Below are 13,615 nucleotides of genomic sequence, written 5' to 3' on the forward strand. Positions count from 1 at the left end.
TCAAAACTATGCGCATCCCCGCCCCATGCGTCCTGCCCATGAAGCAAATGTGACAATGAGCCCAAACGCCCCGGGTGCGCCCGACCCAAATTTACCGCCCGCCGCGGGCGTGTGGACGCTGGCGGGTGACCGCCTGATCATAACCGTGCGCGACTGGCCCGCAACCATTCTCGTCCCCACCGGACAGGTGCGGCTGCTGGCGGTCGACCTGCCGCTGCCCAGCCACGCCAGGCGCGTCGCGGCGCTGCCCTTCGCGATCGAGGACCGAATCGCCGAGCCGGTCGATTCGGTGCATCTCGCGCTGGGCGAGCAGGTCGCGCCCCACCGCTATCTGGTCGGCGTGGTCCGGCACGAGGTGATGGCCCGTTGGGTTGCCCAGGCCGAGGAAGCCGGGATCGGCCATGCCGCGATGGTCCCCGACGTGCTGACCATGCCGCGTCCAGACGAGGGCTGGGCAGTGTCCCAGTCGGGCGGCCGCGCAGCGGTGCGCGTAGCGGACGGCACCGGCTTCGAAGTCCCCGCGCCACTGCTGCGCCCCGCCTGGGAAGCAGCCGAGCGGCCGGGCATCACCAGCTATGGCGAACGCCTGCCCGACGACATGCAGAAGGGCGCGGCATCGCTCGATCCCGCCGCCTTCGGCCCTGCCGCTGGCGCCGCGGTCGCCACGCTCAACCTCCGCCAGGGTGCGTATGCCGTCCGCAAGACCGGCGGTTCCAACCTCTGGCGCAAATTCGCCTGGGTCGCCGCGATCGGCGCCGCCGCGCATGTCGTGATCGCGCTCGGTGATGTGATAATGCTGCGCAATATCGCCGATCGGCGCGAGGCGGAGACCCGGGCGACCGCTGCGCTCGCCGCGCCAGGCGTGACGCTGGGCGAGGATCTCGCCAATTCGATCACCGGCATGTTGCCGAGCGGAGGCGGTGGCCGGGTGCCACAGCCCTTCCTGCCGCTGGCCAATCGCGTCTCCGGCGCGCTCGGGCCGCTCTCGGGGGCGATCACGGTCCGCGCGATGACCTTCGAGGGCAAGCTGCTCACGCTCGATCTCGATGCCTCGGCCGATGCCGGCCTCGCCGGCCAGATCGAGGCTGCCCTGAAGGGCGCCGGAATAGGGGCGCAGGTCGTCCGCTCGCCCGAAGGCGCGATCCGTATTACGGCGAGCGCCGCATGAGACTGATTCTCGCCCGCATGCCGGCGCTCGACGCCGCGCTGATCCGCTTCGATGGCTGGTGGAACGGCCGCAGCCGCCGCGAGCAGGTGATGCTCGGCGGCCTCGCCCTGTGCCTCGCCGCGCTGGTGCTGGTATTCGGCGTGATCAAGCCGCTCCAGTCCGCCCGCGCCTCGGCGCTGCAGGACATCCGCACCTATGAGACGCTCACCGCGCGCATCCGCGCCGCGGGCACGCTCTCGTCCGGCCAGCCCCAGCGCCGCCAGGGCTCGCCGGCGGACGTGATCAACGGCTCGACCGGCAGCTTCGGCCTCACCGCCACGGTCGCCCCGATCACCGGCGGCGCCCGCGCGACGATCGCGGACGGCAGCTATGACAGCGTCATGGCCTGGCTCGCCGATCTCTCGGCGACCTCCAGCCTGCGCATCCGGCGCGTGGACATCCAGCGCACCGCCACGCCCGGCCGGGTCAGCGCTACCGTGGACTTCGGCACATGAACGAGATGCTGATCCTCACCGACGATACGCCGACCACGCTGCCCTACAGCTTCGCGCGCAGGAACGGCGTGCTGCTGCGCGTCACCGATGCCGGGCTTGAGTGCGTCCACAAGGCGGGTGCGGCGCTCGACGGCCTGCTCGAGGTCCAGCGTCTCGCCCCCGCCGCGCGCTTCGTCACGCTGCCCGACGATCAGTTCGACGCCGCGCTCAGCGCCGCCTATTCGGGTGCCGGCGCCGCCGCCGACATCGACCTGGGCGACATGGACCTGGCTGCGCTTGCCGACAGCGCGGCCAGCGTCGATGACCTGCTCGACACCCGCGACGATGCACCTGTCATCCGCCTGATCAACGCGCTGCTCCTCGAAGCGGTGCGCGAAGGCGCGTCGGACGTGCATATCGAAACGCAGGAAAAGCGCCTCGTCGTCCGCTTCCGCATCGACGGCGTGCTGCGCGACATGATCGAGCCGCCGCGTGCGCTCGCGCCGCTGCTGGTCAGCCGCATCAAGGTGATGGCCAAGCTCGACATCGCCGAGCGCCGCATCCCCCAGGACGGCCGCGTTACCCTCCGGATCGGCGGCCATGACGTCGACGCCCGCGTCTCGACCATCCCGACCCAGCATGGCGAGCGCGTCGTGATGCGCCTGCTCGAAAAGGGCTCGCTCCGCCTCGACATGGAAGTGCTCGGCATGTCCGAGCGCGACCGCAATGTGTTCACCCGCCTGCTCGAGCGCCCGCACGGCATGCTGCTCGTCACCGGCCCCACCGGCTCGGGCAAGACGACCACGCTCTACGCCGCGCTCAACAAGCTCAACGACCGCAAGCGCAACATCATGACGGTCGAGGATCCGATCGAGTATGAAATGGCCGGCATCGGCCAGACCCAGGTCAATCCGCGCACCGACATGACGTTCGCGAGGGGTCTTCGCGCGATCCTTCGCCAGGATCCCGACGTGATCATGGTCGGCGAGATCCGCGACCAGGAGACCGCCCAGGTCGCCGTCCGCTCGTCGATGACCGGGCACTTCGTCCTCTCGACGCTCCACACCAACAGCGCGGTCGGCGCCGTGACGCGCCTGATCGACATGGGCGTCGAGCGCTATCTGCTCGCCCCGATGGTCGTCGGCCTCTGCGCCCAGCGTCTCGTCCGCAAGCTCTGCCAGAATTGCGCGACGCAGGACGAGGCGACCGAGGCGGATTCGCTCCTGCTCGGCGGTGCGATCAAGCCCGGCAAGAAGATCTGGCGCGCGGTCGGCTGCGCCGAGTGCCATGGCGAAGGCTATCGCGGCCGCGCGGGCTTGTACGAAGTCGTTGCGGTCGACGACAGGTTCCAGAAGCTGATCCATGACGGCGCATCGGAGGCCGAGCTCGAGGCCCATGCCCGCAAGGAGAATCCCAGCCTGCTCGACGACGGCATCGCCAAGGTGAAGGCCGGGGTGACGACGGTGGAGGAAGTGGCGCGGGTGGTGAGGGACGACGCATGATCCTCCCCGGAACGGGGAGGGGGACCGCTCGCGCAGCGAGTGGTGGAGGGGGCCCGCGTGCCTCCAGCCTTATCGTGCGTGGAGGGCGGGACCCCTCCACCAAGCCGCTTCGCGTCTTGGTCCCCCTCCCCGTTCCGGGGAGGATTTAGAAAATGCCCGCCTACGCCTACCGCGCCGCCGACCGCTCCGGCGCCGCCAAGAAGGGCATCATCGAGGCCTCCAGCCCCTCTGCCGCCCGTGCGCTGCTGCGCGAGCAGGCGCTGCTGCCGCTCTCGGTCGAAGTCGCCGCCGAGAAGGGCGCGCGCCTCGGCAGCATCCAGCTTCCCAAATTCCGCCGCGGCACCATCTCGTCCAAGGCGCTCGCCACCGTCACCCGCCAGATCGCCACGCTCGTCGGCTCGGACATCGCGATCGAGGAGGCACTCCGCCTCGTCGCCACCCAGTCCGAGCAGACGGCAACCAGCAGCCTTCTTCTGGACGTCCGCGCCGCGATCCTCGACGGCCGCAGCTTCGCCGCCGCGCTCGCCCAGCACCCCAAGGCCTTCCCCGAATTCTACCGCGCCTCGGTCGCGGCGGGCGAGGCGTCGGGCAAGCTGCCAAGCGTGCTCGAGCATCTCGCCGGGTTCGTCGAGAACCGCCAGGCCAACGGCCAGAAGCTCCAGCTCGCCCTGATGTACCCCGCGCTGCTCGCGCTGGTGTCCTTCGGCATGATGGCGCTGCTGCTCGTCTATATCGTGCCGGACATCGTCAAGGTCTTCGTCTCGCGCGGCGCCGACCTGCCGTTCCTCACCCGGGCGCTGATCGCGGTGAGCTGGTTCCTCCAGAATTTCGGGCTCTATCTGCTGCTCGGCTTCGCGGTGGTCGGCCTGGTCTTCGGGCGCTGGGCCCGCGTGCCCGCCAATCGCCTGCGCATCGACCGCTTCTTCTCCGAGCGTCGCCCGTTCCGCCGCTTCAGCCGCCAGCTGAGCGCCGCCCGCTTTGCCGGCAGCCTCGCCACGCTGGTCGGCAGCGCCGTGCCCTTGGTCGACGCGCTCCACGCCGCGGCCGCCGTCACCCCCAATCGCTGGGTCCGCGAAAAGGCGCTCGGCGTCGCGACGCGGGTGCGCGAGGGCATCAGCCTGCGCGCGGCGATGAGCGAGGCCGGGGTTTTCCCCTCGATGCTCGTCGCGATCGTCGCTTCGGGCGAGAGCTCGGGCCGCCTCGCCCCCGCGCTCGGCCGCGCCTCGGACGAGCTTCAGCGCGAGCTGGACGCGCTCGTCTCCACCCTGGTCGCGCTGGTCGAGCCGCTGGTGCTGCTGGTGATGGGCGGTCTGGTGCTGATGATGGTGCTGGCGATCCTGCTGCCGATCATCAACCTGAACAATCTGGTGGGGCTCTGAACTAGAGCATCATCCCGACGACCTTGCCTTTCCCCGGCGAAGGCCGGGGCCCAGCCCTATTAAAAAATCGCGCGCGGTAGCGCGCCTGCGCCGCGCACTGTCAAGACTGGGCCTCGGCCTTCGCCGGGGAAAGAAGAAGGGGATGGCGGCTGCGCCGTCACATCTGCCCCTGCACCGTAGCGCCGCCCGGCAGCCCCACGAACGGTAGCACCGCCGCACCCTCCTGTGTCATCGAGATGTCGAGCGCGCCGTCCTCGCGCAGCACCGCGGTCATCAGCGTCTTCAGCCGCTGGGCCGAAGGCGCCACGCGGATCGTGGTGCGGTCGCCGACATGCTCGGCGGTGATCAGCAGGGCGGGGACCGCGACCGGCCCGCCGCCGCTCTTGGCCCGGCAGCTGCCCGGATCGGTCGTCACCTTGCCGTCGGCCATCCGCGCGCCACTGCCGGTCGCGATCCGCTGCATCTCGATCTGCATCGTCAGATTGCAGGTGAAGGGCAAATTGGGCTGCAGCGCCTTGAACAGGCTGGCGTCCGCCGATCCGCTGATATGGTCGAGCACCGTCCGTCCGCCCAGATGGCGGAGCATCTGCCCGCCCAGGTCGGTGTCCGGCCCGGTCGCCTTCCAGTCGGCGGCAAAGGCCAGGCTGGTCAGCGAGCGCAGCGGCGCCATGTGCCAGGCGAAGGTTGCCCCGCCCGCGACGCCCACTTCGCCGTTCCACACCGTGCCCGCCACGCCCGTGCGCCAGCCGGTGTTCCTGAAGATCACGCTCGCCGGCATCGTCACGAGCAGCGCGAGCAGATACGCCCCTATGCCGATCAGGGCGAAGAGGATAATAGACCGCCGTGCCCCGCTACCCTCTCCCAGAGTCGGCAATGGATCGACGGACCCTGCTGAAGTCACTGCAATCAGGCCTGGTCGCGTCAGCGGCATCGGTCGTGCTTCCCTCTGTCGTGTTCGCAGCCGACAAGAAGAAGGACAAGCGCCCGATCGCCCTGCTGCTGCCGCTCACGGGCCCGCGAGCGCGGCTGGGGCTTAGCATGCGCCAGGCCGCGTTGCTCGCGGAAAACAACGCCTTTGTGCAGAGCTTTGACACCGCGGGCACCGCCGCCGGCGCCGCTGCCGCCGCCGCCCAGGCCTTGAAGCTCAAGCCGGCGCTGATCCTCGGCCCGCTCTCGGCCGAGGAAGTCCCCGCCGTCTCCAGCACCGTCGCCGGCCGCATCCCCGTCATCGCCTTCAGCAACGACAGCGTGCTCCGCGCGCCCGGCACCTGGATCTTCGGGATCACCGCCGGCCAGGTGACCACCGCGGTCCTGCGCTATGCCCGCACCCGCGGGGTGAAGACCGTCACGATGATCGACGACGGCTCGCCGTGGAGCGCCGCCGCCGCCATCGCCGCCGGCAAGAGCGAGGGCGAGATCGGCATCACCGTCAACATCCTCCAGGTTAAGCCCGGCCAGCCGCTGCCCAATCCGGGCGAGGCGCCCGACGCGGTATTGCTCCCCGGCGCTGGCGAGACCGTCCTTGCCGCCGCCCGCGCGCTCAAGGAGACCGGCGTCCAGCTGCTCGGCACCTTCCAGGCGCTCGACAACCGCCCCCAGGCGCTTGCCGCGCTCGAAGGCGCCTGGCTCGCCAGCCCGGATCCCAACGCCTTCGGCACCTTCGCCAGCGCCTTCCAGGCGCGCAACGGTGGCGATCCAGGCACGATCGCCGCGCTCGCCTATGACGCCGCCGGCATCGCCAACACGCTGCGCGCCGACAACCGGCTCGGCGTCGAGGGGCTGATGGACGCCAAGGGTTTCCACGGCGTCACCGGCCCGGTCCGCTTCCGCACCGACGGCTCGGTCGCCCGGGACTTCGCCATCCTGGTCGCCGGCCCCACCGGCTATACCCCCGTGGCGTCGAGCTCAGGGTCGTGAAATCCCGCCCCGAAGCCGGCGAAACCGGCTTCACCCTGATCGAGCTGATGATCTCGATGGGCCTGTTCGCGCTGATCGCGGTGGCGGGGCTCGCGCTGGTCGACGGTATCATCAAGGTGCAGGGGCGCACCGAGAAGCGCATGGACCGGCTCGCCGATCTCCAGCGCGCGATGTTCGTGGTGTCGAGCGACATCGACCAGATTTCGTTCGGCGCCGTCTCGGGCGGCGGCGAGAAGCTGAACTTCACCCGCGCCGCGCCCGGTTTCGGCGGGCCGGCGGTGCCGCTGCAATATTCGGTTGCCAACGGCAACCTCGTCCGCGGATCGGGCCCGATGGTGCAGACCGTGGTCGGCGGCGTCGCCAATGTCCGCTGGCGCTTCTTCGACGGCAGCGCCTGGGCCAATCGCTGGCCGATGCGCGAGGAAGACAAGGACAAATGGCCCCGCGCGATCGAGATCGACCTCCAGGCGGTCGGCCCGGGCGGCACGCCGGGCGCGCTGCGCCGCGTCGTCACGCTGCCCGATCAGGCGGAGTATCCCAAGCAATGAGCCGCCGCGAAGACGAAGCCGGGATGATCCTCGTCAACGTGCTGATGTTCGTCGCGATCGCGTCCGGCCTTGTGCTATTGCTAATCAATCGCGAGGAATTGGCGCTCGATCGGGCCCTCCGTACCCGCGAGGCGGCGCGCGCCCTGTCGGTGGTCCGCGGCGGCGAATTGTCGGCGGTGGTCGCCCTCCGCCGCGACATGATCGCCGCGCCGAACGAGGACAATCAGACCGAACCTTGGGCCAAGCTCTTGGAGAATGGCGCGCCGATCGAGGGTGGCACCTTCGATCTCGCCATCGCCGATGCCGAGGGGCGCTTCAACCTCAACAGCCTGCGCGCAGGCGATGCCGGCGCGATCGTGCTGTTCCAGACGATTGCCAAGGATGTCGGCCTGTCGACCGAGGACGCGGTCAAGGCGATCAGCTATGTCCGCCTCTACGGTCCGCTCACCGACGTCCGCCCGATCCGCCTCGCCGGGTTCGAGCCCGAGGCGGCGGCGCGGATGGAGCGGCTGGTGACCGCGCTTCCCGGCACGACCACGATCAACCTCAACGCCGCCGATCCCGAGATGCTGCGCGTGCTGTTCCGCGATCCGCTCGTCGCCCAGCGCCTCGCCGAGATCCGCCAGCGCAACGGCAAGCTGACCCTGAAGGACCTGTCGGACCTCAACCTGTCGCTGCCCTGGGGTGCCGGTTTCCGCTCGGGCACCTTCTGGGTCCGCACCCGCGTGACGATCGGCCGCACCAGCCAGCAGGCCGCGGTGCTGATCCAGCGCGTCCAGCGCCCCGACGGCAAGATCGCGGTCGGCGTGGTCGAGCGCTGGCGGGGGGCGTCGGTGCCGCCCGAGGCACCGGCATTTCCCGCGGCCCGTTGAGCGAACCCCCTCATGACCGATCCTGCGACCTTCGCCTGGTTTCCCTTCCTCGCGGTCGGCTGGGTCATCCTGGCCATTGCTGCCTCGGTCGTGCTTCGAAGGCGGCGCGGAAAGCCGATCGTTCCACGGACTCCGCCGAATGCACTGTTCTCCGAGCGCGGCTGCTCCGGCCGCTCGCTCGATACGCCATGGGGGAGGATAGGCGGCGCCCGGAACTGCCTGATGGTGGTGCTCACGCCCGAGCGCCTCGTCATCACGCCCATGTTTCCGTTCACGCTGCTCTTCCTGCCGGAAATCTATGGCCTCGATCACGATCTCGACATTTCGGCCATCCGGGAGGTGGTCGATCACACGGGCCTGCTCGGCCAGCGCATCACGCTGACCTATGCAGGCCTCAGGCTTCGCCGCGTCGAGCTACGCCTGCGGCATCCCGACGCCTTCCTCGATGGCTTGCGAAAGCTTCGGGTGTCGGTGTCGCAGGGCTGACACACCGGCATTTTAAGGGATGGCGTGCTGCTTGCGATACTTCGATGGCGTCTCTCCCATGTGCAATTTGAACGCACGCTGGAAGGCCGCCTCCGATTGGTAGCCAACCTTATCCGCGACCACGCCAGTTGGGGCGTTCGAGCCGCGCAGTTCGTTTGCGGCGACCGTCATGCGAATGTCGGTCAGCAAGTCCGAGGCCGACTTTCCCAGTCGTTGCTGAAACTGTCGGATGAAGGTCGCGCGTGACATGTGGCAAAGCGCTGCAAGCTCAGGAAGCGTCCAAGGGTACGCCGGCTGATTGAAGAGCGCGGCGAGTGCCGGGGCGAGGCGCGGATTGCCGGCAAGCGCCAATAGGCCCTCCGGTATCTTGAGGGTTTCGCTGGCCAGCCGCAGCACGAGCGCAAACATCGCGGTCGAGAGCGCGTTGAGCATCGCGAGCCCGCCGAGATGCTCCTCGGCCGATTCAAGCCTCAGCAGCCCAACCAGATTGGCAAGATGCTGGCCAGCCCCCGGCCGGGCAGCGCCAGGGCTGTTTTCCGCGGCGTTGACAATCAAGCGGTTCGGCAGATGCGCGCGGATCAGCTTCTCGTGTGCGGAGGACAGAACGAAGCGGCCACACAGCATGTCGAGCCGCTCGCCCACACCGTCATTCTCGACGACCGTGAGCGCGGGCCCGACCGTTGCATGTGCGCTCGACGGTGGGAGGTTGCTCGCGTCCCGAAGGATATGCGTGTCGCCGTGCGGCAGCAGGAGGATATCGCCGGCGAGGAGGCGGATCGGGGGACCGCCCGCCGCATCCTCGAGGTACGCGGAGCCCCCCAGCACGATATGGTAGGGAATCTCCGTCCGCTCGAACGGTCCATTGTCGAGGCGCCAGGGAGCCCCCAGGAAACACCGATAGTCTATCTGGCCGCGCACCGGGACCATCTGCAGCAGCCTGCTCAGCCAGTCCGTGGCATCTGGCACTATTCTCTCCCAGGAATGATACTTTGGAGCATGTTATAGAGCATATCGAGAATTATCAATCTCAGGGCGTGGTCATAGATAGCAGGCATCGCCCGAGACGGGCGGCTCGAAGAAGAAAGGTAGCCCGACATGCCCCGTATCCACACGCCCGCCTTGGAAAGCGCGACCGGCCCCACCGCGGAAGTCTACGCCGCTATCAAGAAAAAGGCCGGTGGCGTCCCTAACACCTATGCCGCCATCGGCGCGCTCGGCCCCCAGGCACTGAAGGCCATTCTGGAGGCGGACGGCGTTCTCGCCTCCGGCACCTTGTCCAGGCAGGACCAGGAGACGATCAAGCCCGTGGTCAGCACGGTCGTCGAGTGCCATTACTGCATCGCCGCCCATAGCTTGCTCGGCAAGATGACAGGTCTGTCGCAGGATGCACTCCGTCAGATTCGCGCCGGCGTGTCGACGGGCGATGCGAAGCGTGACGCCCTTGTCCGCTTCGTGAAATTGCTGATCGAGACAAGCGGCACGGTGTCTGACGCCGAGTTCCAGGCGATCCGGGCCGCCGGCTACACGGACGAGCAGTTCGTCGAGATCAGCCTGGCGATTGCGGTGACCGTATTCACCAACATGTTCAACCGGATCAACGACACCACGGTCGATTTTCCGCCCGTCGATTGACCCTACCGGATCGGGGCGCCACTGGCCGGCGCCCCTCCTTGGGCACCAATCCAAATCAAATCTGAATCGGGGTGTTCAGCGCAGGGCGCTGGCTTACCAACAGGAGGGAACATGACCTATATCGCCAATCTGCTGAGCCGTTCGGGCCTGCTGAAGGAAGATCTCGACTATCACCTGCTCCGCATTGCGATGGTGATCATTTTCGCCTGGTTCGGATATGACAAGTGGTTCGAGGCGGAGATAAGGGGGCTGCTCCCGATCATCACGCACGGCCCCTTCATCTCCTGGACTATTCCCGTCCTCGGCATTCATGGCACGGCGATCTTCCTCGGTAGCGCGGAATGGACCTTCGGCACCCTGTTGCTTCTGGGGTTCTGGAACAAGAAAGCCGGGATGCTTGGCGCGATCGGCTCGGTCGCCACCTTCGTCTCGACCCTGACGGTTCTGCCATTCGTGCCCGATGGCTGGAACGCCGAGGCTGGCGGCTTCCCAGCGATGGCAATGAACGCGGCCTTCCTCCTCAAGGATCTCGTGTTGCTTGCGGTCTCTCTTTACCTGCTCCGGCAGGACGCGGTCCGAGTAGTCGAAGCGGCGAGCCGAAACTGACGAGGCCTTATCCAGGAAAGCGGTGGCCCGGCGGGTTGCCGCTTTCCTTTTGCCGGTGAACTGGAAGCGGCGGGCGCTCATGGACGGCGCGCCATGAAATCGAGGATCAACCGCGCGATCTCCTCGGTCTTCTCGTCCACCTCCTAAATCAAGATCCGGAACACCGCCCCGCCGCCGGCAGCATCGCCCACATCGATGCTCCCGCCATGCGCCACCACGATCTGCCGCGCGAGGTTCAGCCCCACGCCGGTGCCTGTCGCGCGGGTGGTGAAGAAGGGCAGGAACACGTCCTGGCGCAGCCCTTCGGGCACGCCGGGGCCATTGTCCTCGACTTCGATCACCAGCGCCTCGCGGTCCTCGAACAGCCGCAGCGCCAGCGCCGGCGGGCGTTCCTGTCCGGCCATGGCTTGCGCCGCGTTCTGGAGCAGGTTGATCAGCACCTGGGCGAGCAGGTCCGGGTCGGCGTCGATCGCCAGCCGGGCCGGCGCCACGTCGACCGTCAGCGGCACGTTCGGCTCGCGCGCGGCGAAGATGCGGCCCAGTTCCTCGGCCCAGGGCTGGGCGGCAAAGGCCTGGCGCTGGATCTCGGGCGTATGCGCCACCGCGCGATAGGCCTCGATGAAATGCCCCAGCCCATGCGCGCGCCGGGCGAGGGTGGAGACGGCCGCGCGCGCGTCGCCGATCCGCGGATTGCCCGCCAGTTCGGGATCGTCGAGCAGGTCTGCCGCGGTCGCCGCCAGCGAGGTCACCGGGGTCAGCGAGTTGAGGATCTCATGGGTCAGCACGCGGACCAGGTCGGTCTGCGCCGCCATCTCGACGGCATCGAGCGTGCCCTGGATCGGCTGCACCGTCACCGCGCGGATGCTCCGCCCCAGCCGCTCCAGCGTGCCCGATCGGACCAGCACGCGCTGCGTCCGTCCCTCGATCGCCAGCAGCAGTATCTCCTCGGCCGCGTCGCCGCCTGCCAGCCTCTTGGCCAGCGTCGCGCCATAGACGGCATAGTCCTCGGCCCGTGCACCGCCGACGCCGCGGAACAGGCGCCGCGCCGCCTTGTTGGCCGGCTCGACATGGCCTTCGCCGTCGATGGTCAGCAGCGCGACCGGCATGTCGTCGACCAGCGCCTCGAGGAAGCGCGTCTCGGCCGCGGCTCGGGCCTGACGCTCGCGAAGCCGGTCCATCGCGCCGTCCAGCGCAGTGCCCAGAGCCTCGAACCCGCCGCCGCTCGCGCCACCGAAACGCGCCGAAGTGTCGCCGAAGTGCAGCGCCTCTACGAAGCGGGCGACGGCGGCATTGGTGCGCGAGACATGCTGCCACAGCCCCCAGATCGCCCCGGCGACGAGCAGCAGCGCGACGATCCGCGCCGCGCCCAGCCCAGGCGTGAAGAAGGCCAGCACCGTCGCCGCCAGCGCGAGCGCGAGCGCCACCACCCAGGTGATCAGGCCGGTCGTGAAGCGCCGGTCAAAGCCCATGCTTCTCCATCCGGCGATAGAGCGCGGCGCGCGAAAGACCGAGCTCGCTGGCGGCCAGCGAGATATTGTAGCCGTGCTTCTTCAGCGCCTCCTCGACCAGCCGGCGCTCGACCCGCTCGAGATTGAGGTCGTCGCTCTGGCGGGCCGGCGGGGGCGTCACCGCGGCGGCGGGCACGATCCGCGGCATCGCCTGGACCAGCGCGAAATCCTCGGGCTCCAGCGCGGCGTCGCGCGCCAGGATCACCGCGCGCTCCAGGGCGTGGCGCAGCGCGCGGACATTGCCCGGCCAGTCATGGTCGAGCAGCGCCATCCGCGCCGCCGGGCTCAGGGCGGGCACGGGCCGGCCATAGCGCTTGGCGTAATGCTCCAGATAATGCTCGATCAGCTGCGGCACGTCCTCGCGGCGGTACCGCAGCGGGGGCAGGTCGATCTCCACCGTGTTGAGGCGGAAGAGCAGATCCTGGCGGAAGTGGCTCTCGTCGCGCAGCTTCTCGGGTGGGAGGTTGGTCGCGGCGATCACGCGGATGTTGACCGGCACCGGCTTGTTGGCGCCCACCGGCGTCACCTGGCGCTGCTCGAGCACGGTGAGCAGTTTGGGCTGGAGGCGGAGCGGCAGATTGCCGATCTCGTCGAGGAACAGGGTTCCCCCGTCCGCCGCCTGGATGCGCCCCACCCGGTCGGTCCGCGCATCGGTGAAGGCGCCCTTCACATGGCCGAACAGCTCCGAATCGATCAGCTCCTCGCTCACCGCGCCCAAGTCGACGGTCAGCATCACCTGGTTGGCCCTGAGCGACTGCCGGTGCAGCTCGCGCGCGACCAGCTCCTTGCCGGTGCCGTTCTCGCCGAGCACCAGCACGTTCGCATCGGTCGGCGCCGCGCGGCTGATCAGCGAGTGCACCCGCGCCATCACCGGCGAGCTGCCGAGCAGCGGCGAGGCGCCGGCCTGCTGCGCCGGGGCGGGGACCGCGCCGCCACCGCTCACTGCTTTCCGGGAACGCCGCAGCGACGCGGCGGTGCGCACGGTGGCGAGCAGTTTCTCGTTCGACCAGGGCTTGGAGACGAAGTCGGTCGCCCCGCGCTTCATCGCCGACACGGCGACCTGCACGCCGCCATGCGCGGTGATCATCACCACCACCATCTCGGGATCGATGCCGAGCAGCTTGTCGAGCCAGGCCAGCCCCTCCGCCGCATTGGTCGCCCCGCGCGCGAAATTGGCGTCGAGCAGCACCGCGTCGGGCGTGCGCGCCTGGATCAGCGGCAGCGCCTCCTCGGGGCTGCGCACCGCTTCCACATCCTTGAACAGCCGTCGCAGCAGCAGCCGCGAGGCCATCAGGATGTCGTCGTCGTCGTCGATCACGACGCAGAAATCGAATTCCGGATCCCCCATGATGGCCACTCCCGTACATCTACTGTGCGGAACCGGACAATCAATTTGCGTGCCAAGCCCTGGTCCCCCTGTGGACGCAATTGGCACGGCTCATGCTGACACTCCGATGAACGGCGCGCATGCCGGAGGAGGAAATCGTGCAGCTTCGGGGGAGCCTGGTTCGGAAGGGAGCGGTC

General features: G+C 68.7%; 14 protein-coding genes. 10 read left to right on the forward strand and 4 right to left on the reverse strand.

Annotated features, from left to right (window positions below):
• The first annotated feature begins 55 nt into the window (after positions 1–55).
• The 4 genes from gspL to J2W22_RS21145 all read left to right on the forward strand — a co-directional run bounded on the left by gspL (position 56) and on the right by J2W22_RS21145 (position 4,522).
• Entirely contained in the window at positions 56–1,168 is a 1,113-nt protein-coding gene (gspL, locus tag J2W22_RS21130; RefSeq protein WP_307120253.1) for a type II secretion system protein GspL, read from the forward strand.
• Complete coding sequence (gene gspM, locus J2W22_RS21135; protein WP_307120254.1) at positions 1,165–1,662, forward strand: type II secretion system protein GspM; 498 nt, start codon at positions 1,165–1,167, stop codon at positions 1,660–1,662. Before gspL ends, gspM begins: the two co-directional genes overlap by 4 nt.
• A 5-nt stretch (positions 1,663–1,667) precedes the next feature.
• Positions 1,668–3,143 (forward strand): type II secretion system ATPase GspE, encoded by a 1,476-nt coding sequence (gene gspE, locus J2W22_RS21140; RefSeq protein ID WP_444875422.1) that lies wholly within the window; start codon positions 1,668–1,670, stop codon positions 3,141–3,143.
• A 152-nt stretch (positions 3,144–3,295) separates the two neighbouring features.
• The gene (locus tag J2W22_RS21145) at positions 3,296–4,522 is read left to right on the forward strand and encodes a type II secretion system F family protein (protein ID WP_307120256.1); all 1,227 of its coding nucleotides are present in this window, start codon (positions 3,296–3,298) and stop codon (positions 4,520–4,522) included.
• A 157-nt stretch (positions 4,523–4,679) separates the two neighbouring features.
• On the opposite strand, the gene gspN is transcribed toward J2W22_RS21145, so the two are convergent.
• Positions 4,680–5,396 (reverse strand): type II secretion system protein N, encoded by a 717-nt coding sequence (gene gspN, locus J2W22_RS21150; protein WP_307120257.1) that lies wholly within the window; start codon positions 5,394–5,396, stop codon positions 4,680–4,682.
• Here gspN and J2W22_RS21155 point away from each other — a divergent pair.
• Genes J2W22_RS21155 through J2W22_RS21170 form a run of 4 tightly spaced genes read left to right on the forward strand, consistent with a single transcriptional unit; the run spans position 5,396 to position 8,345 of the window.
• The gene (locus J2W22_RS21155) at positions 5,396–6,439 is read left to right on the forward strand and encodes an ABC transporter substrate-binding protein (protein ID WP_307120258.1); all 1,044 of its coding nucleotides are present in this window, start codon (positions 5,396–5,398) and stop codon (positions 6,437–6,439) included. The two genes, gspN and J2W22_RS21155, sit on opposite strands and share 1 nt — an antisense overlap.
• Positions 6,436–6,987, forward strand: a complete 552-nt coding sequence (locus J2W22_RS21160) for a PulJ/GspJ family protein (RefSeq protein WP_307120259.1) — start codon at positions 6,436–6,438, stop codon at positions 6,985–6,987. Before J2W22_RS21155 ends, J2W22_RS21160 begins: the two co-directional genes overlap by 4 nt.
• A complete protein-coding gene (locus J2W22_RS21165; protein ID WP_307120260.1) occupies positions 6,984–7,859 on the forward strand; it encodes a type II secretion system minor pseudopilin in 876 nt (291 codons plus the stop codon). The genes J2W22_RS21160 and J2W22_RS21165 overlap by 4 nt, the downstream gene beginning before the upstream one ends.
• Before the next feature lie 12 nt (positions 7,860–7,871).
• Complete coding sequence (locus tag J2W22_RS21170) at positions 7,872–8,345, forward strand: hypothetical protein (protein ID WP_307120261.1); 474 nt, start codon at positions 7,872–7,874, stop codon at positions 8,343–8,345.
• A gap of 12 nt (positions 8,346–8,357) precedes the next feature.
• Here the strand turns inward: J2W22_RS21170 and J2W22_RS21175 are convergent, their stop codons facing one another.
• On the reverse strand, positions 8,358–9,311 hold the full coding sequence (locus J2W22_RS21175; protein WP_307120262.1) for an AraC family transcriptional regulator: 954 nt from the start codon (positions 9,309–9,311) through the stop codon (positions 8,358–8,360).
• A 129-nt stretch (positions 9,312–9,440) separates the two neighbouring features.
• On the opposite strand from J2W22_RS21175, the gene J2W22_RS21180 reads away from it, so the two are divergent.
• Together J2W22_RS21180 and J2W22_RS21185 are read left to right on the forward strand one after the other, a co-directional pair.
• Complete coding sequence (locus tag J2W22_RS21180) at positions 9,441–9,977, forward strand: carboxymuconolactone decarboxylase family protein (RefSeq protein WP_307120263.1); 537 nt, start codon at positions 9,441–9,443, stop codon at positions 9,975–9,977.
• A 111-nt stretch (positions 9,978–10,088) separates the two neighbouring features.
• Positions 10,089–10,583 carry a YkgB family protein gene (locus tag J2W22_RS21185; RefSeq protein ID WP_307120264.1) on the forward strand — a complete coding sequence of 165 codons (495 nt, stop codon included), beginning with the start codon at positions 10,089–10,091 and terminating at the stop codon, positions 10,581–10,583.
• Positions 10,584–10,726: 143 nt separating this feature from the next.
• Here J2W22_RS21185 and J2W22_RS21190 read toward each other — a convergent pair whose 3' ends face one another.
• Entirely contained in the window at positions 10,727–12,052 is a 1,326-nt protein-coding gene (locus tag J2W22_RS21190; protein WP_307120265.1) for a sensor histidine kinase, read from the reverse strand.
• The gene (locus tag J2W22_RS21195; protein WP_307120266.1) at positions 12,042–13,439 is read right to left on the reverse strand and encodes a sigma-54-dependent transcriptional regulator; all 1,398 of its coding nucleotides are present in this window, start codon (positions 13,437–13,439) and stop codon (positions 12,042–12,044) included. The genes J2W22_RS21190 and J2W22_RS21195 overlap by 11 nt, the downstream gene beginning before the upstream one ends.
• Positions 13,440–13,615 lie beyond the last annotated feature (176 nt).

The organism is Sphingomonas kyeonggiensis (assembly GCF_030812785.1).
In the GTDB taxonomy this organism is placed as follows: Bacteria; Pseudomonadota; Alphaproteobacteria; order Sphingomonadales; family Sphingomonadaceae; genus Sphingomonas; species Sphingomonas kyeonggiensis_B.

Coding starts and splice junctions, on each gene's coding strand:
- J2W22_RS21190 (WP_307120265.1), bottom strand. CDS start 12,052: ATGGGCTTTGACCGGCGCTTCACGACCGGCCTGATCACCTGGGTGGTG.
- J2W22_RS21155 (WP_307120258.1), top strand. CDS start 5,396: ATGGATCGACGGACCCTGCTGAAGTCACTGCAATCAGGCCTGGTCGCG.
- J2W22_RS21180 (WP_307120263.1), top strand. CDS start 9,441: ATGCCCCGTATCCACACGCCCGCCTTGGAAAGCGCGACCGGCCCCACC.
- J2W22_RS21195 (WP_307120266.1), bottom strand. CDS start 13,439: ATGGGGGATCCGGAATTCGATTTCTGCGTCGTGATCGACGACGACGAC.
- gspM (WP_307120254.1), top strand. CDS start 1,165: ATGAGACTGATTCTCGCCCGCATGCCGGCGCTCGACGCCGCGCTGATC.
- gspL (WP_307120253.1), top strand. CDS start 56: ATGAGCCCAAACGCCCCGGGTGCGCCCGACCCAAATTTACCGCCCGCC.
- J2W22_RS21145 (WP_307120256.1), top strand. CDS start 3,296: ATGCCCGCCTACGCCTACCGCGCCGCCGACCGCTCCGGCGCCGCCAAG.
- gspE (WP_444875422.1), top strand. CDS start 1,668: ATGCTGATCCTCACCGACGATACGCCGACCACGCTGCCCTACAGCTTC.
- J2W22_RS21185 (WP_307120264.1), top strand. CDS start 10,089: ATGACCTATATCGCCAATCTGCTGAGCCGTTCGGGCCTGCTGAAGGAA.
- J2W22_RS21165 (WP_307120260.1), top strand. CDS start 6,984: ATGAGCCGCCGCGAAGACGAAGCCGGGATGATCCTCGTCAACGTGCTG.
- J2W22_RS21170 (WP_307120261.1), top strand. CDS start 7,872: ATGACCGATCCTGCGACCTTCGCCTGGTTTCCCTTCCTCGCGGTCGGC.